The following is a 21038-nucleotide window of genomic DNA, read 5'->3' on the forward strand; positions in this document are numbered from 1 at the left end:
ATAACTGTAACGCTATGGATGCCGATTTAGAAACGCAAGTTTGCGTGTTACAAAGCCATATGGATGGCATGATTTCGCGTGCGCAAAAGAATGAGGAAATGTTGAAACGTTTTCAAGACTTGGAAATGCGTTTATTGTCACTGAATTCTTTACGTGAATTAATTGAGCATATTAACGACGATGCCCAGTTAGCCTTTAATCTCGACTCTTTATCGTTGGTGCTCGCAGATGAAGATGATGAGATAAAGCAGTTTCTTACCGAGGATGGTTTTAGGTTTGATGAATACCCGAATATTATTTTTTTATCTAAGGGAGGGGTGTTTAAAGATGAGCTGGGTTTGTCTCAACGAATTTTGCTAGGCGCTGCTAATGATGTCCTACCCCAGGTTTTTTGGCCAGCTAATAAAACAGCGCCAAAGACAGTAGCGATTATTCCTCTTGTGCGGCGTGGTATTTATCTGGGCTGTATGGTGTTTGGTAGTGAAGATGAGGGACGTTTTCAAGTAGAAATGGCGACATATTTTTTGGAGCGTCTAGGTAAGGTGATGAGCGTGTGCATGGAAAACACGCTGAATTATGAACAGCTCAGGCGCACTAGCCTATTTGATACGCTGACAGGGGTGAATAATAGGCGGTTCTTTGAACAACGGATGGATGAAGAGATGCTTCGCTGCTTAAGAACGGGTGATAGTCTGTCGTGTTTGTTTATTGATATAGACTTTTTTAAGGCGGTGAACGATAACTTTGGGCATCAAGTAGGTGATCTGGCGCTTCGACACGTGGCGGAGACATTACGTGGTCAATTGCGAGCAAATGACATTCTGGCGCGTTATGGTGGTGAAGAGTTTGTGGCGATATTGCCAACTGCCTCTGAGAAGAAGGGTATTGAAGTAGCAGAAAGGATGCGGCAGTCGGTTGCTAATGCCTCAATAGAAATGGCCGGCGAAAGTTCACTAGCGCTGACCGTTTCAATTGGTGTTTCAACGTTTGTTGTTGCAGAACCAGGGGTATCTAAGCCTTTGGGGGCTAGTCAGTTAATAGATGTTGCCGATAAGGCTTTGTATCAGGCAAAAAAATCTGGGCGTAATCTCGTGCGTAGTGGTGGAGAAGTAAAGTCGTGCTCAGTTGTTGATAAAAGAGCCGAGTAGCACGCAGGGTTTGTTTCTATGGTTCAGTATAGGGCGTAGCGGCTTCTTAAGGCCATATTTTATGGCGATGTAATGGCGAAAGCTTAGAAGCATTGTTTTGTGCGGGCAAACAAAGTTATCAAGAGCACCGTTTTTCGGGTATAATTTCGGCTTTATTTAGCATAAATTTTTTGGCGATAAAAAGCTGATGTGAAGTATATTTTTATCGCTTTCTTAATGTTTTTTTGAATTATTTGGCATCCTAGGAGATACCGATACATGTCTGAGCTTGTAAAAGAAACGATCCCCGTCAATATTGAAGATGAGATGCGCCAGTCTTATTTAGACTACGCGATGAGTGTTATTGTTGGGAGAGCCTTGCCAGATGTACGTGATGGCTTAAAGCCAGTGCACCGTAGGGTGTTGTACGCAATGAATGTGTTGAACAACGATTGGAATAAACCTTATAAGAAATCCGCCCGTATTGTTGGGGATGTTATTGGTAAATATCACCCTCATGGTGATACCGCTGTATATGACACCATCGTTCGTATGGCACAGCCTTTTTCTATGCGTCATATGTTGGTGGATGGTCAGGGTAACTTTGGTTCAGTTGATGGTGATTCTGCAGCGGCGATGCGGTATACCGAAATCAGAATGTCAAAGTTGTCGCATGAAATGTTAACTGACCTAGATAAGGAAACAGTTGATTTTACTGCTAACTACGATGAATCAGAGCACGAACCCAGTGTATTGCCTGCGCGTGCTCCTTTACTGCTCATTAATGGTTCGTCTGGTATAGCGGTGGGCATGGCGACGAATATTCCGCCACATAATCTTGCGGAAGTAACCTCAGCATGTCTGCGTTTGATTGAGGAGCCTGAAACAACCATTGATCAATTGCTGGAATATATTCCAGGGCCTGATTTTCCAACGGCAGGTATTATCAATGGTGCCACCGGTATTCGCGAAGCTTACCAAACAGGCCGCGGTAAAATTTACCTACGTGCGCGTTACCATGTTGAAGGCGAAGAAAGCTCAAATAGTAAGTTGTCTATTATCGTCACTGAATTGCCGTATCAAGTAAATAAAGCACGCTTGATGGAGAAAATTGCTCATCTTGTTAAAGATGGCAAGCTAGAAGGTATTTCAGGCCTTCGTGATGAGTCAGATAAAGACGGCATGCGTATGGTGATAGAGCTTAAACGTGGCGAAGTGCCTGAAGTGATTATCAATAATTTATATCAACACACGCAACTTCAGAATGTGTTCGGTATTAACATGGTGGCGCTGATCGATGGTCGCCCTAAATGTTTGAATCTTAAGCAAATCCTTAATGCGTTTATTGATCATCGACGTGAAGTCGTAACGCGCAGAACAATTTATGACTTACGTAAAGCGCGTGAGCGTGCTCATACCCTAGAAGGGTTAGCGATTGCGTTGTCGAACATTGATGAAATGATCGCGATGATTAAGGCAGCAAAGACCCCTGCCGAAGCAAAGGTGAGCTTGCTGGGAGCAGCTTGGGAGCCTGGTTTAGTAGCTGACTTATTATCAAAAGCAGACTCAAGCCGTTCTCGCCCAGATAAGCTTGAAGAGCAATATGGCATTGTTGATGGGCGTTATCATTTGTCTCCTGCGCAAGCGCAGGCTATTTTAGAGTTGCGCCTGCACCGTTTGACAGGGCTTGAGCAAGATAAGATTCTTCAAGAATATAAAGATCTTCTTGTTGTAATTGATGACCTTTTAGATATTTTGGCGAACAGGGATCGCTTGATGTCAGTGATCAGTGAAGAGCTAAAAGCACTGATAGAAGAATATAAAGAAGAGCGTAGAACAGAAATTGTTGATAAGTTTTTAAACCTCACGGCAGAAGATTTAATTACCGAAGAAGATATGGTGGTGACTTTGTCGCATGAGGGTTATGTGAAATCACAGCCGCTTACTTCATATACTGCGCAACGTCGTGGTGGAAAGGGTAAAACAGCCGCAAACACAAAGAATGAAGACTTTATTGATAAGCTGTTTATTGCCAACACACATGACACAGTTTTATGTTTCTCGAGTAAAGGGAAAGTCTATTGGTTGCGCGTGTTCAATTTGCCGGTGGCCAGTAGGGTTGCGAGAGGTAAACCGATTGTCAATTTGCTGCCGCTAGACAGTGACGAACGTATTAACGCTATTTTGCCAATTCGTGAGTTCAATGAAGATGAATATATTTTCATGGCTACTGAATCGGGCACGGTTAAAAAGACCCATATTAAAGAGTTTGAAAAACCCCGTGCGAACGGCAAAATTGCTATTGATTTGCGTGATGACGATACCTTGGTTGGCGTTGCTGTCACCGATGGCGAAAAAGACGTTATGTTATTTGCTAGCTCAGGAAAGGTAGCTAGTTTTAAAGAGGCAGATGTTCGGGTGATGGGGCGTACAGCAAGTGGTGTTCGGGGTATGCGCTTAAAAGATGAAGAACATATTATTTCATTGATTATTTCAGAACCAGGCACTGTTTTAACATTAACCCAAAATGGTTACGGTAAGCGCACAAAAATTGAAGAGTATCCGATTCATAAGCGTGGTGGGCAAGGGGTTATAGCAATGCAAACCAGTGAACGTAATGGTGCGTTGGTCGGTGCTGTCTTGGTAGATGAAAGCGACGAGCTAATGCTGATCACCGATGGCGGTACATTGGTTAGAACGCGAACCAGTGAAATATCAATTTTAGGGAGAAATACACAAGGTGTTCGTGTTATTCGTCCCGCTAAGAATGAAAAAGTCATCGGTTTAGATCGTATTGCTAGCTTAGATGATGAAGAGGGTGAAGAAGTCGCCCTTGATGAAGAAATTACAGATTAATTGTTTTAAGGAGAGTTAGATGTCCCGTGTATATAATTTCAGTGCCGGCCCGGCTGCAGTACCTGTAGACGTATTGAAAAAAGCCCAACAAGAAATGCTTGAGTGGCATGACTCGGGTATGTCTGTTATGGAAATGAGTCACCGTGGTAAAGACTTTATTTCAATTGCAGAAAAAGCAGAAGCCGATGTTCGAGAACTAATGAACGTTCCTGAGAACTATAAGGTTCTATTTTTACAAGGTGGTGCAACAACCCAATTTTCAATGGTGCCGATGAATTTACTTCGCGGTAAAGATAAAACCTGTTATGTCAATACAGGTGCTTGGTCTAAAAAAGCCATTAAAGAAGCTAAAATTCATAGCAATGTGCACATTTCGGCCAGCTCAGAATCGACTAACTTCACTACAATCCCAGCAGTAGACAGTTGGGATGTTGATCAAAATGCGGCCTACTTGCATTACACCAGTAATGAAACCATTGGTGGTGTTGAATTTCACTCTATTCCCGATGTGGGTGATATAGATTTGGTTGCGGACATGTCATCAAATATTTTATCTAGAGAGTTTGATGTCAGTAAGTTTGGTGTCATTTATGCTGGCGGTCAGAAGAATATGGGGCCATCGGGTATAGCACTTACAATAGTGCGCGACGACTTGATTGGCAATGTGAAAGCCGGTTCGCCGTCCATGATGGATTATAAAAATCATGCAGATGCAGGGTCAATGTTTAATACACCTGCCACCTACAGCTGGTACTTAATGGGCTTAGTGTTTGAGTGGATAAAAGAGCAAGGCGGTGTGTCAGCGATAGAAGCACAAAATGTTCGTAAGGCTGAAAAACTTTATGCTGCGATTGATAACTCAGATTTTTATGCAAACCCTGTCGAGTTGACCTCACGATCAAGAATGAATATTCCATTTACCTTGGCAAATGCTGAATTAGAAGGCTTATTTTTAAGTGAAGCTAAATCAGCTGGCCTAGTCACTTTAAAGGGTCATCGATCAGTAGGGGGTATGCGTGCCAGCATTTATAATGCAATGCCAGAAGAAGGGGTTGATGCATTGATCAGTATGATGGCTGAGTTTGAAAGAACAAAGGCATAGACAAACAGTTAATAATTTATAGGTTAGTAAACATGTACAAAATACAAACATTGAACAACATTTCTGTAAAAGGCCTTGAGAAATTTCCAAGAGAGACCTATGAAGTGGCCTCTGAAATTCAAAACCCAGATGCTTATATGCTGCGTTCTTTAAAGCTGCATAATGTAGATATACCTGAAAGTGTTTTAGCAATTGGACGAGCCGGTGCCGGTGTTAATAATATACCCATTGAGAAAATGAGTGCACGAGGTGTTCCTGTGTTTAATGCACCAGGCGCTAATGCAAATGCGGTAAAAGAATTAGTTTTAACAGGTATGCTTTTAGGTTGCCGAAATATATGTCAGGCGTGGGAATGTGCAAAAAACCTTACAGGCGATGACGAGTCCATTAGTAAAGAAGTAGAGCAAGTTAAGAAAAAATTTGTAGGCTTTGAATTACCAGGTCGTACATTAGGCGTTATTGGCTTAGGTGCGATTGGCACATCCGTGGCGAATATGGCGCGAGATTTAGGCATGAACGTTGTAGGATATGATCCAGCGTTGACTGTTGAGCGTGCGTGGCAGCTATCATCATCTATTGAATCTGCAAATACAGTCGATGAGTTGTTAGCAAAGTCTGATTTTGTGACGATCCACGTGCCGTTTAATGAGGGAACAAAGAACCTCATTAATGCACGTCGTATTAACACGATGAATGATAATGCGATTATTTTGAATTTTTCTCGCAACGGAATTGTAAATGATGAAGACGTTGTTGAAGCGTTAAATGCCGGTAAGCTGTATTCATACATTTGTGATTTTCCAAGTAACCTATTAAAAGATCACCCGCGTGTCATTACCTTGCCACACCTTGGGGCTTCTACAGGGGAAGCTGAAGAAAATTGTGCAATTATGATTGCTGATCAATTAAAGGATTTCCTAGAAAATGGAAATATCAAAAACTCGGTGAATTTTCCACAAGTCAAGATGCCACGAGTGAGTGGTTACCGTATGGCTATTGCAAATTCTAATGTACCTAATATGGTTGGGCAAATTTCGAGTATTCTTGCGGAAACAGGTCATAACATCTTAGATTTATTGAATAAATCGAGAGGCGACTTGGCGTATACCTTATTAGATGTGGATACAGAAATTACAAAAGACGTCGTTGATCAAATTAAAGCCATTGATGGTGTTCTATCTGTTAGAACGATTTAAGAGGTGAGCATGGGTGTTAATGATTCATTATCTGAGTTAAGAGGCGCTATCGATGAGCTAGATAGTCAATTATTAACCCTGTTTAATCAGCGAGCTGATTTGGCAAAAGCGGTTGCGGCTGTAAAGTTACGTGAAGGAGAAACGGTAGATTTTTATCGTCCAGACCGTGAGGCTTCGGTCTTAAGGCGTGTTAAGGAGCAAAACCCAGGGCCTTTAAAAGATGAGCATGTGGCACGAATTTATCGTGAATTAATGTCATCGTGTTTGGCGCTGGAAAAGCCGCTGACGGTGGCTTACCTTGGTCCGTCAGGCACCTTTACGCAAGAAGCTGCCTTAAAACATTTTGGACATGCTGTACGCACTGTTGAGACGGCGACCATTGCTGATATTTTTCATGAGGTGGAAAATGGAGAGGCTCACTATGGTGTGGTGCCGGTTGAAAATTCTACTGAAGGTGTGATTAGTCATACGCTAGACATTTTCATGAATTCAGCCTTACAGATTTGCGGAGAAGTAGCGTTAAGGATTCATCATCATTTGTTGACCAATGTAGAAGCACTAGACCAAGTTAAGGTGGTTTATTCGCACCAACAATCCTTAGCGCAATGCCGGCAGTGGCTTATGTCGCATTTACCCGGCGTAGAAACTATAGCGGTAAGCAGTAATGCTGAAGCGGCACGTCTTGCGAGTGAAGAAGGGGCTGCGGCGATTGCGGGTGAAATAGCATCTGATTTATACCAATTAAATATGTTGGCCAGCAATATTGAAGATGAGCCAAATAATACAACACGGTTCTTGGTCATCGGTCAGCAAGAAGTACCACCAAGTGGCGATGATAAGACCAGCATGATGATTTCTACAAAGAACATTGCTGGTGCTTTGCAAAGTGTATTAGCACCGTTTGCATATGCAGGTATTAGTCTAAATAAAATAGAATCTAGACCGTCAAGGCAAGCAGCTTGGGACTATGTATTCTTTGTTGATATTGATGGTCATCAAGACGATGAAAAAGTGTCCACAGTATTACAAGAATTGCTGCCTAATGTGAATCTATTAAAAGTATTGGGCTCTTATCCCAAAGCGGTTATTTAAAAATAAAGCAAAGGGTTGCCGGAAAGCAATAATAATAATGTCTATAAAAAATAATTTTTGTGATTTGGCGTTTGAGCCTATTAATGGCCTGTTCCCCTATCAGCCCGGGAAGCCTATTGATGAATTACAGCGTGAGCTGGGACTTGATAATATTATTAAGTTAGCCTCAAATGAAAACCCCTTGGGCCCAAGTGAGAGGGTTAAAAAAGCGATACAGAACTCGTTGAATGATATTTCAATGTACCCTGATGGCAACGGTTTTTATTTAAAAAAAGCCTTGTCAGAAAAACTCGGTGTAAACGCTGATATGATTACACTGGGTAATGGTTCAAACGATGTTCTAGATGTTATTGCTCGGGTGTTCTTAAGCATGGGGCGAGAATGTATCTACTCTGAATATGCGTTTGTTGTGTACTCCATTGCTACGCAATCTGTAGGTGCTACTGCACGAGTCGCTAAAGCCCGTTTGCCTGATGAGCTTGACGCTTATGGGCACGATCTTGAGACGATGGGGAGGTTAGTTAGTGAAAAAACGTCAGTTATTTTTATTGCTAACCCAAATAACCCCACAGGAACGTGGATAGAGCCAGACCAATTGGAGCAGTTCATAAAGAAAATACCTAAGCACATTATTGTGGTTCTTGATGAAGCATATTGCGAATACCTGGAACCACAAAATGTCGTTGATACAACCCGTTGGCTACAGCGCTATCCAAATTTAATTATTACCAGAACTTTTTCAAAAGCATATGGGCTAGCTGGGCTGAGAATAGGTTATGCGGTCAGTCACCCGGATATTGCCGATTTGCTCAATAGGGTGAGACACCCATTCAATGTAAATTCTTTGGGCTTAGTTGCTGCCGAGGCTGCGTTACAAGATGATGCCTACATTGATAAAAGCCGTGAATTAAACAAACAAGGCTTACAACAACTCGCTAGTGGTTTTGAGAAACTAGCGCTGAGCTATATCCCTTCTGCTGGAAACTTTATCTCGCTAAATGTCGGTGAAAAAGCGGCAGATATTTACACGAAATTACTGCATGAGGCGGTCATTGTACGCCCTATAGCAGGGTATAACATGCCTGACTATCTTAGAGTATCAGTTGGCTTAGCCGAAGAAAATGAGGTTTTATTAAGTGCGCTGAAGAAGGTGATCTAGCATGTTTAAGAAAATGTGCATCATTGGTGTTGGCTTAATTGGCGGCTCTATTGCAAGGGCATCAAAGAAAAACAACTTATGTGAAGAAGTTATTGGCGTAGGGCGAAGCGAGAAGCATTTACAAAAAGCAGTTGAATTAGGTGTTATTGATGGGTATGAGCTGTCCATTCCATTAGCGACAAAAAACGCTGATATTATCGTTATTTGCTCACCTGTTGGGGCTTTTGAATCAATTTTCCAGCAACTAAAAACCACATGGTCAAAAGAGTGCTTGTATACGGATGCTGGCAGTACAAAAGCTAGCGTTTTAGACGCTTTAGAAAGCGTTTTTGCTGAGGTGCCCAGTAACTTTGTGCCAGCGCATCCGATTGCAGGCTCGGAAAATAACGGTGTAGAAGCATCCAGTGATCGTTTATTTGAAGGAAAACGTAGTATCCTTACGCCCACTGAGTCGACAGATCAGCAGCTCACTGACCTATGTCAAACATGGTGGGAGAAAATGGGTGCAGAGGTGTCTATAATGAGCCCTCGGCATCACGATGAGGTGTTTGCTGCGACAAGTCATTTACCCCATGTATTAGCGTTCTCATTAGTAGAAGTGCTGAAAAACAAACAAGATGAACGTGAGATATTTGAATACGCTGCCGGTGGATTTAAAGATTTTACACGTATTGCATCAAGTGACCCAGAAATGTGGGCGGACATCTGCCTAGCAAATGGGCCTGAGTTACTTAATGTAATGAAAGAGTTAGAGCAACTTAACCAGAAGATATCATCGTTAATCGATGCAAAAGATAAACAAGGTTTATTAGAGATATTTAAATCAGCACAAAGTGCGCGGAAATATTTCTTAAGCCTTCAAAAAAAGTAAAATTCAATGAATACAATGTTATCAAGCCTCAGTCAGGGACTAAAGGGGCAATTTCGTGTCCCTGGTGATAAATCAATTTCACATCGCGCCATTATGTTAGGTAGCTTGGCAGAGGGTGTCACGCAAGTCAGTGGTTTTTTAGAAGCCGAAGATGCCTTGGCAACCTTAAAAACGTTTCAACTTATGGGTGTTGATATTGAACGATTAGGTGAAGGTCGGCTACGTATAAATGGAGTCGGTTTGCATGGGCTTAAAGCGCCGCAAGAAGACTTATATGTTGGTAATTCAGGAACCTCGATGCGCTTATTATCGGGTATATTGGCTGGCCAAAAATTTGACAGTACGCTGACAGGTGATCATTCATTAACCAAACGTCCAATGCGTCGGGTCTTAGACCCACTATCATTGATGGGTGCAGCAGTTGAAAGCACTGATGCAGGTACATCACCTTTAAAAGTCCATGGTGGCGCGCCCTTGCGTGGTATTCAATATAAGATGCCAATGGGTAGCGCCCAAGTAAAGTCGTGTTTGTTATTAGCGGGTTTATACGCAGAAGGCACAACAGAGGTGATTGAGCCTGCAATTACTAGGGACCATACAGAACGTATGTTGAAGGGCTTCGGCTATTCGGTAAAAACGGAAGGCAATGTGGTTTCAATAGAAGGAGGAGGGGCACTAAAAGGTATGTCAATTGATGTGCCGGGTGATATTTCTTCGGCAGCATTTTTTCTTGTGGCGGCCTCGATTACACCCAATTCAGATATTACACTCCAACATGTTGGCGTGAATGCAACACGGACAGGCATTATCGATATTTTATTAAAGATGGGCGCCGATATTCAGTTACTAAATGAAAAAGTAGTGGGTGGAGAAAAAGTAGCAGACATACGGGTCAAAAGCTGTCAATTAAAAGGTATAGAAGTACCTGAAAATTTAGTTGCTTTAGCCATAGACGAGTTTCCAGTCATTTTTGTTGCCGCTGCTTATGCTGAGGGTCAAACAATCGTTACGGGCGCCGAAGAGTTGCGTGTAAAAGAGAGTGATCGGATTCAAACAATGGCTGATGGCTTACAAACATTAGGCGTAGATGCCCAGGCTACAGCCGATGGTATGATTATTAATGGAGGGGCTGTGCAAGGCGGAGAAGTAGAGAGTTTTGATGATCATCGAATCGCGATGGCGTTTGCGGTAGCTGGTCTACAGTCAAGGGGAGCTATTAAAATTAATAATTGCGAAAATGTAGCGACGTCCTTCCCTAATTTTGTTGAGTTAGCGACTCAATGTGGTTTTGAGTTAGCGGCAAAATGAGTAATTTAATTCCAGTTTTAACAATTGATGGTCCAAGTGGTTCAGGAAAAGGGTCTATTTCCAAGCGTATTGCTGAAAAATTAGGCTGGCGTTATTTGGATAGTGGTGCACTATATCGCGCACTCGGTGTAGCAGCGATCAGGTCTAAAGTGGATCTTAAGAATGAAGACGCGCTTGCAGATTTGGTTAGAGATATTGCATTAGAGTTTAAGCGAACAGAACTGGGAAACTGGTCGGTTTTGCTAAACGGGCAAGAAGTACAGAATGAATTACAAACCGAACAGGTTGGGGATGTTGCTTCAAAAATAGCGGTATTTAAGAGAGTGCGAGATGGGTTGTTAGCTAAGCAACAATCTTTTTTGAAGCCGCCAGGCTTAGTCGCCGATGGAAGAGATATGGGGAGTGTTGTATTTCCAACTGCGACACACAAAGTGTATTTGACAGCAAACGCGGCCGAGCGTGGAAAAAGGCGTTATAAGCAGTTGATTGAAAAAGGAATAAGTGCTAACCTGACTGATGTTATTCAAGATATTGAGCGAAGAGATGAGCGAGATAAAAATCGCCGTGCTTCTCCGTTGGTAGTGCCGACAGATGCTGTTTACATAGACTCATCTCTTTGCACTATAGAAGAGGTTGTACAGCAAGTTCTAAATTTACTGAAAAACAAATAAAACGTATCCGACAGTTTGGGTACTCTCGTTACCGAGAAATAAAGGTGGTTTGAGCTCGAATGACTCAAGCCTTTTTTTAACTTAACCCTTTTTTAAGGTCTTAGGACGTTAAAAAATTTATAAAGAGAACATCATGAGCGAAAATTTCGCAGAACTATTTGAAGAAAGCATTAAGTCCGCTGAACTAACACCGGGCACACTGATCACCGGTTTAGTAGTGGATATTACTAACGACTCAGTTATTGTTAACGCAAACCTGAAATCAGAAGGCAATGTGCCACGTTGGCAGTTTGTTAACGCCTCTGGTGAGCTAGAGGTTGCGATTGGCGATGAAGTTGAAGTTGTATTGGATATGGTGGAAGACGGCTTAGGCTCAACACTATTATCGAGAGATAAGGCGAAAAAAGCTGCAGCCTGGAAATTCCTAGAAAAAGCAGCAGAAGAAAAAGAAACAGTAATAGGTGTTATCACTGGCAAAGTACGTGGTGGCTTTACTGTTGAAGTAGGTGGCTTAAGTGGCTTCTTACCAGGATCACTTGTGGATGTACGTCCACTTAGAGATACAACCTTCTTAGAAGGCAAAGACCTTGAGTTTAAAGTCATCAAATTAGATGAAAAACGTAACAATGTTGTTGTCTCTCGTCGAGCAGTTCTAGAAACAGAATACAGCGCAGAGCGTGAAGCATTATTAGAAAACTTGAAAGAAGGCGCTATCCTTAAAGGGGTTGTAAAAAATCTTACCGATTACGGTGCATTTATCGATTTGGGCGGCGTAGATGGTTTGTTACATATTACCGATATGGCTTGGAAGCGTGTTAAACACCCATCCGAAGTGATCGAAATCGGTCAGGATATTGAAGTTCTTGTGCTTCGTTATGACGAAGAGAAGAAACGTGTTTCACTTGGCATGAAACAGTTGGGTGAAGATCCTTGGGTTAATATTTTAGACCGTTACCCAGTTAACTCTAAACTGAGTGGTAAAGTAACAAACTTAACAGATTACGGTTGCTTTATTGAAATTGAAGACGGCATCGAAGGTCTTGTTCACGTGTCAGAAATGGATTGGACTAACAAAAATGTTAACCCAGCTAAAATCGTATCATTAGGTGACGAAGTTGAAGTGATGGTGCTTGAAATTGATGATACTCGCCGTCGTATTTCATTGGGTATGAAACAATGTAAAGGAAACCCATGGGAAGACTTCTCAGCGATTCATAAGAAAGGCGACAAAATTAAAGGCCTTATTAAGTCTATTACTGACTTTGGTGTCTTTATTGGATTGGATGGTGATATTGACGGTTTGGTACATTTGTCTGATATTTCTTGGGATGAGAAAGCTGAAGAAGACCTGCAAAATTACAAAAAAGGAATGGAAATTGAAACTGTTATTCTAGCGATTGACTCTGAGCGTGAGAGAATCTCATTAGGCATTAAGCAGTTAGAACAGGATCCTTTCCAAGAGTTCTTGGCATCGAATGATAAAAATAGTCTTGTCAAAGGAACGGTAAAAGAAGTTGATGCGAAAGGCGCGGTTATTCAATTAGCAGAAGGTATTGAAGGCTACTTACGTGCTTCAGAGCTTAATAGAGACCGAGTGGATGATGCTAGAAACTTACTGACCGAAGGGGATGAGGTTGAAGCTAAATTTATTGGGGTTGATCGTAAGAACAAAACCATTAATTTATCTGTAAAAGCTAAAGATGATGATGAAGAGAAAGCAGTATTGAGCGACTACTCTGCTCAAAATGCTAGCACACCGACATTGGGTGATATCTTTAAGAACTCCATGGAAGATAAGTAAAAAGAGTCGAACATTAGGCGGGATAATGTATTCCGCCTAATGTCTACTTAAGGTGATAACGTGACAAAATCAGAATTAATTGAAAAATTAGCAGATCAGCAAGTACATCTGCCCTATAAAGATGTTGAGTTGGCTGTAAAATGCATCTTAGAAAGAATGAGTAGGGCGCTATCCTCTGGTGAAAGAATTGAAATTAGAGGGTTTGGTAGTTTTTCGTTGCACTATCGTCCACCAAGAATTGGTAGAAATCCGAAAAATGGCGAATCGGTTGCCTTATCAGGGAAGTATGTTCCTCACTTTAAACCGGGGAAAGAACTAAGGTCTCGGGTAGATAATGCAAAAGAAAGTTACAGAATTAAATAAAAAAAGCCCCTTTTAAGGGGCTTTTTTTTGCTCGAAGAAAAGAACTAAATATAATTTTAGCTTGTTATAATCAAGTACACATTGTTTGATAAGCTACATATAAAGGCTAAGAAGGTGCGTATGAAATTCATATATTTATTAGTTTTCGTTATTGTTCTAGTCGTGGGCTTTGTACTATCGGTTTTAAACTCCGCGCCTATCAAAATTAACTATTACTATGGCTGGCTTGAGATGCCACTCTCTTTTGCGTTACTGTCAGCGTTTATATTAGGTGCCGTGCTGGGGTTAAGCTCAAAAATTTGGAGTAATTTGATGTTACGACAACGTTACTCGAAATTGTCAAAAGAAGCGGCAGTTACCAAAAAAGAAGTTTCTAGTTTAAGAACATACCCCGCTAAACAGATAAATTAATTGAATGTTTGAATTTGCAATAATGCTGCTACCGGTAGCAGCAGCCAGTGGATGGTACGTAGCATTTAGACATTATAATGCGAAGTTAAAAAAGCCTTCTAACGAATATGAAGGCTTTTTTAAAGGCATCAACTATTTGTTAAATGAGCAGCCTGATAAGGCGATTGATGTTTTTATTGATTTATTAGAAGTAGATGATGAAACCATAGAAACGCACCTTGCATTGGGTACGTTATTTCGTCAGCGCGGTGAAGTAGAAAAATCCATCCGTCTACATCAAAATCTTATTGCGAGGCCTCAAATTAGCCTAGATACGCGAGCCAATATTTTAAATGAACTCGGTTTGGATTATATGCGTGCCGGACTACTTGATCGAGCCGAGAATATTTTTCTTGAATTAGAAAAAATGGAGCTTCATGAAGTTAATGCGGTTCGACAATTATTGTCTATTTTTCAACAAGAAAAAGAATGGTTAAAAGCGATAGACTATGCGACAAGACTAGAATCAATCGAATTCAAAAAGCAACCTTTACTACTGTCCCATTTACACTGTGAAGCAGCACTATTGTATCGTTTTGAAGAGGATGCGGATATTATCAAAAGCCACTTGAGAAAAGCGCTTAAAATCGATCCATTGTGTGTCAGGGTTAATATTATTAGTGCGGAAATTGAGGTGGCTAAAGGTGAGTATAAGCAAGCATTGAAATTATTGTTAAAAATAATGGATCAAGATAGAAAGTTTGTGCCTGTATTTATTGATTTAATACTTAACTGCTATGACCGACTAGGCCGGTCAAAACAAAAATTTGATTTCTTGTCTGAACTTCAACAGAACAATGAATCAACCATTGTTGTCAGTCGCTTTTTAGATGTGCTGTTGGAACACAAAGGCTTGGAAGAAGCATCTGCTTTCATGCATAAAAAGTTACGTCAACATCCGTCGAAAAGTTATTTGAAATTGTATGCAGGGATTACACGTCCGGATAAAAATACCGAGCTTGAGTTCTTAAAAAGTATTATTAAACAGTTTGATAATGATGTACAAAATTTTCAATGTAAACAGTGTGGGTTTACTTCAGTTGATTTAAATTGGTGTTGTCCAAGTTGCCAAGACTGGGGGGTTATTGAACCGATCGAAATATAAAAGGTATTCTGTAAGTCTTTACCGATAACACTTTAAGGTTTTACGTATAGACGTAGGCTATCTAAATAGACGAAAGTAAATACGGTTGTATGGAATAAGGATGTTTAATCAACGTAAATGAATAAGGATATTTATGAAAAAGGTTATTATAGTATTGGTTTCATTAAGTTGTTTTTGCTTTTCTTTCATGGCATTGGCAGTAAATATAAACACAGCGGATGCCGATGATATTGCAAAAGAACTTAAAGGTGTTGGCCCAGCTAAAGCAGAAGCGATTGTTAATTACCGTGAAAAAAATGGTGCCTTCAAAAGCCTGAAAGAACTGACTAAGATAAAAGGTATAGGCGCGTCTACGGTTGATAAAAATCGTGAAAATATTCAACTGGATGTAATGTAGAGCTTTTCATGGAGTGAAAAAGCCCTGTTAATTCAGGGCTTTTTTATGCTCATACCTTGATGGTTAAAACTGCTCTTCCTTAAGGCTCATGGTGCTATTACAGCCAGCCAAGATGTTAGACAGTAGAGAGCCTGTTTGAGGCAAGAGGCGTTGCATATAAAATAGGCCTGTGTTGAGTTTTGCATCGTAAAAATCGGCACTCATTTCGCCTTTACGATAGGTGATTTGTTCAGCCATTTTTGCCCACATATAACCAAGAGCGACTAAACCAAACATATTTAGGTAATCGCTAGCAGCGCTAGCAGCTTCATCTGGGTCTGATAACCCTTTTTGTGCAATAAAGAGAGTTGCTTGTTGTAATCTTGAAAATGATTTCTGTAAGGGTAATATATAGGCTGTTAACGGCTTATCGTTAGCATATTGCTCAAGAAAGTTAGAGATGGGGTGAAAGAAATGCCGTAAATATTTACCCATTTGCTCGGGTAATTTTCGACCGACTAAATCAAGCGCTTGAATACCATTTGCACCTTCATAAATTTTACTAATTCTTGCATCTCGTAAATACTGTTCCATTCCATTTTCACGGATATAACCATGGCCACCGTATACTTGTATACCTAGGCTAGTGACTGTTTCTCCAATATCAGTAAGAAATGATTTAAAGACCGGTGTTAATAAAGAAACAAGCTCATCTGCTTCTTGCCTTTGTTGTTTGTTATCAGCATGCTGGGATAGGTCAAGTTTGTAAGATAACCAGCTACTTAAGGCTCGCGCACCTTCTGTGTAAGCCTTCATTGTCATCAGCATGCGTCTAATGTCAGGGTGAACAATCAGTGGGTCGGCAGCTTGTTCGGGGTACTTTGCCCCACTAAGAGCTCTGCCTTGAAGACGTTCTTTAGCGTAATCTTTAGCACTGCAATAAGAGGCTTGAGCAATGGCCAAGCCTTGAATACCAACATGGAGCCTAGCGCTGTTCATCATAACAAACATCGCTTTCATCCCTTTGTTTAGCTCGCCAACAAGAAAACCTTTCGCGTTATCAAACTCTATAGAGCAGGTGGATGAGGCGTTAATGCCCATTTTATGTTCTATTCCGCTACAAAAAACACCGTTGAGTTCTGCCAGGGTTCCATCATCATGAACGTTGAACTTGGGCACTAAAAACAAACTAATTCCTTTGATTCCTGAAGGGGCATCTGGGGTTCTTGCTAATACTAGGTGTATTATGTTTTCTGTTAAGTTATGCTCGCCAGCGCTAATAAAGATTTTACTGCCGGAAAGGTGATAATTACCCTCACTTTGTGGAACCGCTTTTGTTCGAATAAGCCCTAAATCTGTGCCACATTGAGGTTCTGTTAAACACATTGTGCCACTCCATTGCCCGGAGACCATATTAGATAGAAATTTTTCTTTTAAATCTTCGTGGGCAAATTTTTCGATAGCGTTATAGGCACCAATAGTTAACCCCATGTACATGGTGAATGACATATTGCTTGAAATAAGCATTTCATCAACGGCATTGGCAATATAATGAGGTAAGCCCTGTCCGCCGTATTTAGGATCACAGGTTAAATTCCCCCAGCCAGAGGCTGTCATTTCTTGATAGGCTTCTTTAAAACCATCAGGCGTTGTAACGACGCCATCATGGTATGTGCAGCCTTGTTCATCACCCGCTTTATTTAAAGGAAATAATAATGTTTCGGACACCTTTCCAGCCTGTTCAAAAATAGCATCTGTCAGGTCTGTCGTCATCTCTGAGAAAGTAGCTATGTTACTGAGTTCGTCAGTTTCTAAAAATTCATTTATTAGATACTTAATGTCGTCAATCGGCGCTTTTAATGTAGCCATGTTTAGTTCCTCAGCGGTTTGCCAGTTTCTAGTGTGTGCTGCATACGATCTAATGTATTAGTATTTTTGATCAGTGTTACAAAGGCTTGGCGTTCGAGTGCATATAAATCATCTTCAGAATGGAGTTCAGTAATATCTGTGTCACCTCCACTCAATACCATAGCTAATTGGTCGGCAACGGTGCTGTCGTAGGGTGTTGCCTTACCTGTATTAACAAAATTGTTAACGGCTAAATTAAGCGCTATACGTGCGGTGCTGCCGGGTAGTGATACCTCAGCTTCTTCAGGAGCAAGGTAGCCCTCAACCAGTTCTAAGGCTTTGTGTTTTGCGTCAAATAATAAGCGTTCACGATTCATCGTGATGCCATCTGTTGGGCGCATGAATAAGTGGCTTTTCGCTTCTTCTGCTGAGCTGGAGACGGTGGCAGTGCTGATTAATTCGAATGCTTTGCTGATCGCTGGCATGGGACCTTTAGCCCGTATTGGGTTTAGCATCCAGCGGGTTAATAGTTCTTTACAGCCCCCCCATGACGGAATAAGCCCAACGCCTACTTCAACTAAGCCGAGGTAAGACTCTGCGTGTGCTTGAATGGCATCACAATGAAGCAAGCTTTCGCAGCCGCCTCCAAGAGCCATTCCAGATGGCGCACCAACAACAGGAAAGGGGGCGTATTTCATGGCTTTGTAGGTATCTTGCCCTGATTTCACCATCTGATTTATTTGTGGCCAAGCGGCTGTGTTAGCAGCAAATAAGGCTAAACCAATGTTGGCGCCAACAGAGTAGTTGTCAGCTTCATTGTACAAAACTAAGGCTTTGTAGTTAGTTGGAATGATCTCAACTGTACTACCAATCAGAGCTAAAATATCAGGGTCAATCGAATTCATTTTGCTGTGAAACTCTAAGCAGAGAACACCATCACCAATATCCCATAGGCTTGCGGATGAATTCGACTTGATAGGGCGTTGGCTTTGCTTGATATCGGTTAATGTTAAAACCCCCTCGTGTTTTTCTACCGGACGATACTCACCGGCAAGGTTTAAGCTTAACGCCTGCTCGTTTTCAAAGGAGTAAAAGGTTTTTCCTTGTGCTGCTAACAAGAACGGTGGGATGGGTTGTTGGTTATCGTTTAGTTTATTGATAAACCAATCAACCCCGACTTTATCGAGCAGTTCGAACGGGCCATACTTCCAGTTATAGCCTAGCTTCATAGCTCGATCGATGGATTCAATATTGTCGCTTATTTCTGGAACTAAAGAAGCTGAGTAACACAAGGTTTTTGATAAAACTGACCAAGCAAATTGACCACCTTTGTCATCGAATGAAACCAGTTTTCGTAGATCCTTTTTAACTGAAGGTTTTAGTGACTCTAATGTTGTTTGCTTGTGTGGGGCATATTCTCCAGTTATTAAGTTAATAGACTCTTTGGTTTTTTTACCGTTTAACGTACTGAGTCTATAAAATCCACCTTTTCCCTTGCGACCTATATAGCCATCGGTAATCATTTTTTTTACGATGTCTGGAATAACCGCTTGTTCTTGAAATGGGTCGTGCTTAGGTAAGGAGTGAACCATGGACTCTAAAACATAGGGCATGATATCAATGCCCACTAGGTCCATTAAGCCAAAAATGCCTGTTTTAGGAACGCCCATTGGTGTGCCCGCTAGGCTGTCGGCCTCATCTACGGTTAGCTTTAGGCGAATGGCATCTAGTAAGGCAGTTTGTATCCAATATGTACCAATTCTATTAGCAATAAAGCCGGGTGTGTCATGGCACTTGACGACCCCTTTGCCTAGTTTGTAATCACAAAAATGACTTAAGCATTCCACAACTTTTGGCTGTGTATCTGGCCCGACAACCATTTCTAATAATCGCATATAACGAGGTGGGTTGAAAAAATGCGTGATGAGAAAATGACGTGAGAAGTCTTTGGATGTTCCAGCTGTTAAATCGCTAAGAAGGAGTGTGGAGGTATTAGATGAAATGATGCAGTCTGGTTTACGTATTGCGTCAATTTTTTTGTATAAATCTTGTTTCAAATCTAAGCGTTCAACAATTACCTCTATTATCCAATCTACAGTGGCTAAATCATTGAAATTGTCCTCTAGGTTTCCAGGTGTAATGTTTTTGGCGTTACGTTTATGCATTAACGCAGCTGGTTTTGTATTCAATAATTTTTTCAGGGCAGTTTGAGCAATGATGCTGCGATCTTCGGCACCCTCAGGAACGATGTCTAATAACAAAACTTTTTTACCGGCATTCGCAATCTGGGCTGCAATGCCGCTGCCCATTACGCCTGCGCCAATGACGGCGATGCTGTCTATTTTCATTAGAGAGACTCCAGGATAGTTGCAATACCTTGCCCGCCGCCAATACATTGAGTGGCTAATGCATAGTGTTTGTTTTCGCGCTTCAATAAAGCGGCTGCTTTTCCTGTGATTCTAGCGCCTGTCGCTCCAAGAGGGTGACCGAGAGCAATGGCGCCACCATCAATATTAACTCGATTAATATCAACCTTAAGTTCCTGAATACAAGCGATAGACTGACTGGCAAAGGCTTCATTAATTTCAATGATGTCTATATCTGTAATCGTTAAGGATGCTCTTTGTAAGGCCTTTTTGGTCGCGAAAATTGGTCCTAGGCCCATTGTTTCGGGAGCGCAACCGGATACAGCAATGCTGTTAATTCGAGCCAAAGGCGTTAATTTATTTTGTATGGCGTACTCTTCGCTGCAAACTAATGTTGCTGAAGCGCCATCAGTCAGTGGGGAAGAGTTGGCCGCCGTTACGGTTCCGTCAGTAGAGAAAGCGGGCTTTAATCCTGCCATCTCTTCGATGCTGGTATTTGCTCGGATGCAGCCATCCATCTCAACAATGATTGAATCACAGTCTATGGGGATGATTTCATCTTTAAAGCGGCCTTGTTGCTGAGCGGCGGCAGCTTTTTGTTGGCTAGCAATGGCAAACTCGTCTTGTTGTGAGCGTGACAATTGGTATTGTTTCGCAACGTTTTCAGCTGTTTCCCCCATGCTGATATAGGCTGCTGGTAGGGTGTTGAATAAGGCTGGGTTTGGCATAGGGTTATACCCGCCCATGGGAATGCGACTCATTGATTCAACGCCAGCACAGATAAAGGCTTCTCCTGCATTCATTTGAATAGCACCGGCAGCCATATGAATGGCTTGCATAGAAGAGCCACAAAAACGATTAACTGTGACCCCGGCAACACTGTTGGGTATTCCTGCCATTAAACCACTCAGTCTGGCGATATTAAGACCTTGTTCGCCCTCTGGGAAAGCACAGCCCATTATAATGTCTTCTAGTGAGCCTGAGTCGATGCCTGTTTTGCTAACTAGGCCGGCGATCACTTGAGAGACCAGGGTGTCTGGCCTTAGGGTTGCTAAAGCGCCCTTATGGGCAAAAGTTTGGGGTGATCGTACGTAAGCTGCTATAACAACATTTTTCATGATTTGCTCCATCTGATGGCAGGTTGAATGCTGAGAGTTTTTGAGACGGTGGGTTAGGTTTGTTTACGTTTTGCATGTTTTTTTCAGTCCCATGTCGACGCTCAGTGAACGGCCTAATGTGGCCTGCTGAGCTGATAAGTAGAGGGGTTATATGTGTTGTTTGTTCTGTAGGACTGTTATATGACGCCGTAAAAACGTTGATATTAATGAATGAATAGCGAAAAGGTTT

Annotated in this window: 17 protein-coding genes; 14 read left to right on the forward strand and 3 right to left on the reverse strand. The window is 41.6% G+C overall.

Going from position 1 to position 21038, the window contains the following annotated elements; all coding sequences use genetic code 11:
• Positions 1 to 14: 14 nt before the first annotated feature.
• From Q91_RS03430 to Q91_RS03495, 14 genes are all read left to right on the forward strand, one after another.
• Positions 15 to 1148, forward strand: a complete 1134-nt coding sequence (locus Q91_RS03430; protein ID WP_015005491.1) for a sensor domain-containing diguanylate cyclase — start codon at positions 15 to 17, stop codon at positions 1146 to 1148.
• A 258-nt stretch (positions 1149 to 1406) separates the two neighbouring features.
• Positions 1407 to 3983, forward strand: a complete 2577-nt coding sequence (gene gyrA, locus Q91_RS03435; protein ID WP_015005492.1) for a DNA gyrase subunit A — start codon at positions 1407 to 1409, stop codon at positions 3981 to 3983.
• 19 nt (positions 3984 to 4002) lie between these two features.
• The gene (gene serC / locus Q91_RS03440) at positions 4003 to 5085 is read left to right on the forward strand and encodes a 3-phosphoserine/phosphohydroxythreonine transaminase (protein ID WP_015005493.1); all 1083 of its coding nucleotides are present in this window, start codon (positions 4003 to 4005) and stop codon (positions 5083 to 5085) included.
• A gap of 32 nt (positions 5086 to 5117) precedes the next feature.
• Positions 5118 to 6281: a phosphoglycerate dehydrogenase gene (locus Q91_RS03445; protein ID WP_015005494.1), complete on the forward strand. Its 1164-nt coding sequence runs from the start codon at positions 5118 to 5120 to the stop codon at positions 6279 to 6281.
• 9 nt (positions 6282 to 6290) lie between these two features.
• A complete protein-coding gene (pheA, locus tag Q91_RS03450; protein WP_015005495.1) occupies positions 6291 to 7373 on the forward strand; it encodes a prephenate dehydratase in 1083 nt (360 codons plus the stop codon).
• 37 nt (positions 7374 to 7410) lie between these two features.
• Complete coding sequence (gene hisC / locus Q91_RS03455) at positions 7411 to 8532, forward strand: histidinol-phosphate transaminase (RefSeq protein WP_015005496.1); 1122 nt, start codon at positions 7411 to 7413, stop codon at positions 8530 to 8532.
• A gap of 1 nt (position 8533) precedes the next feature.
• Positions 8534 to 9403, forward strand: coding sequence for a prephenate dehydrogenase/arogenate dehydrogenase family protein (locus tag Q91_RS03460; protein ID WP_015005497.1), 870 nt, complete (start codon positions 8534 to 8536; stop codon positions 9401 to 9403).
• Between the two features lie 6 nt (positions 9404 to 9409).
• Positions 9410 to 10711 (forward strand): 3-phosphoshikimate 1-carboxyvinyltransferase, encoded by a 1302-nt coding sequence (gene aroA, locus Q91_RS03465; protein ID WP_015005498.1) that lies wholly within the window; start codon positions 9410 to 9412, stop codon positions 10709 to 10711.
• Positions 10708 to 11382 (forward strand): (d)CMP kinase, encoded by a 675-nt coding sequence (gene cmk, locus Q91_RS03470; RefSeq protein WP_015005499.1) that lies wholly within the window; start codon positions 10708 to 10710, stop codon positions 11380 to 11382. Before aroA ends, cmk begins: the two co-directional genes overlap by 4 nt.
• Before the next feature lie 133 nt (positions 11383 to 11515).
• Positions 11516 to 13183: a 30S ribosomal protein S1 gene (gene rpsA, locus Q91_RS03475; RefSeq protein WP_015005500.1), complete on the forward strand. Its 1668-nt coding sequence runs from the start codon at positions 11516 to 11518 to the stop codon at positions 13181 to 13183.
• Positions 13184 to 13243: 60 nt separating this feature from the next.
• On the forward strand, positions 13244 to 13546 hold the full coding sequence (locus tag Q91_RS03480) for an integration host factor subunit beta (protein ID WP_015005501.1): 303 nt from the start codon (positions 13244 to 13246) through the stop codon (positions 13544 to 13546).
• A 120-nt stretch (positions 13547 to 13666) separates the two neighbouring features.
• On the forward strand, positions 13667 to 13957 hold the full coding sequence (locus Q91_RS03485; RefSeq protein ID WP_015005502.1) for a lipopolysaccharide assembly LapA domain-containing protein: 291 nt from the start codon (positions 13667 to 13669) through the stop codon (positions 13955 to 13957).
• 4 nt (positions 13958 to 13961) lie between these two features.
• Positions 13962 to 15101 carry a lipopolysaccharide assembly protein LapB gene (gene lapB, locus Q91_RS03490; protein ID WP_015005503.1) on the forward strand — a complete coding sequence of 380 codons (1140 nt, stop codon included), beginning with the start codon at positions 13962 to 13964 and terminating at the stop codon, positions 15099 to 15101.
• Between the two features lie 133 nt (positions 15102 to 15234).
• Complete coding sequence (locus tag Q91_RS03495) at positions 15235 to 15498, forward strand: ComEA family DNA-binding protein (protein WP_015005504.1); 264 nt, start codon at positions 15235 to 15237, stop codon at positions 15496 to 15498.
• A 63-nt stretch (positions 15499 to 15561) separates the two neighbouring features.
• Here Q91_RS03495 and Q91_RS03500 read toward each other — a convergent pair whose 3' ends face one another.
• Genes Q91_RS03500 through Q91_RS03510 form a run of 3 tightly spaced genes read right to left on the reverse strand, consistent with a single transcriptional unit; the run spans position 15562 to position 20809 of the window.
• Positions 15562 to 17346 carry an acyl-CoA dehydrogenase C-terminal domain-containing protein gene (locus tag Q91_RS03500; protein WP_015005505.1) on the reverse strand — a complete coding sequence of 595 codons (1785 nt, stop codon included), beginning with the start codon at positions 17344 to 17346 and terminating at the stop codon, positions 15562 to 15564.
• A 2-nt stretch (positions 17347 to 17348) separates the two neighbouring features.
• Positions 17349 to 19673 carry a 3-hydroxyacyl-CoA dehydrogenase/enoyl-CoA hydratase family protein gene (locus Q91_RS03505; protein ID WP_015005506.1) on the reverse strand — a complete coding sequence of 775 codons (2325 nt, stop codon included), beginning with the start codon at positions 19671 to 19673 and terminating at the stop codon, positions 17349 to 17351.
• Positions 19673 to 20809 carry a thiolase family protein gene (locus tag Q91_RS03510; RefSeq protein WP_015005507.1) on the reverse strand — a complete coding sequence of 379 codons (1137 nt, stop codon included), beginning with the start codon at positions 20807 to 20809 and terminating at the stop codon, positions 19673 to 19675. Before Q91_RS03510 ends, Q91_RS03505 begins: the two co-directional genes overlap by 1 nt.
• Positions 20810 to 21038: the final 229 nt, after the last annotated feature.

This window comes from Cycloclasticus sp. P1 (genome assembly GCF_000299965.1).
In the GTDB taxonomy this organism is placed as follows: domain Bacteria; phylum Pseudomonadota; class Gammaproteobacteria; order Methylococcales; family Cycloclasticaceae; genus Cycloclasticus; species Cycloclasticus pugetii.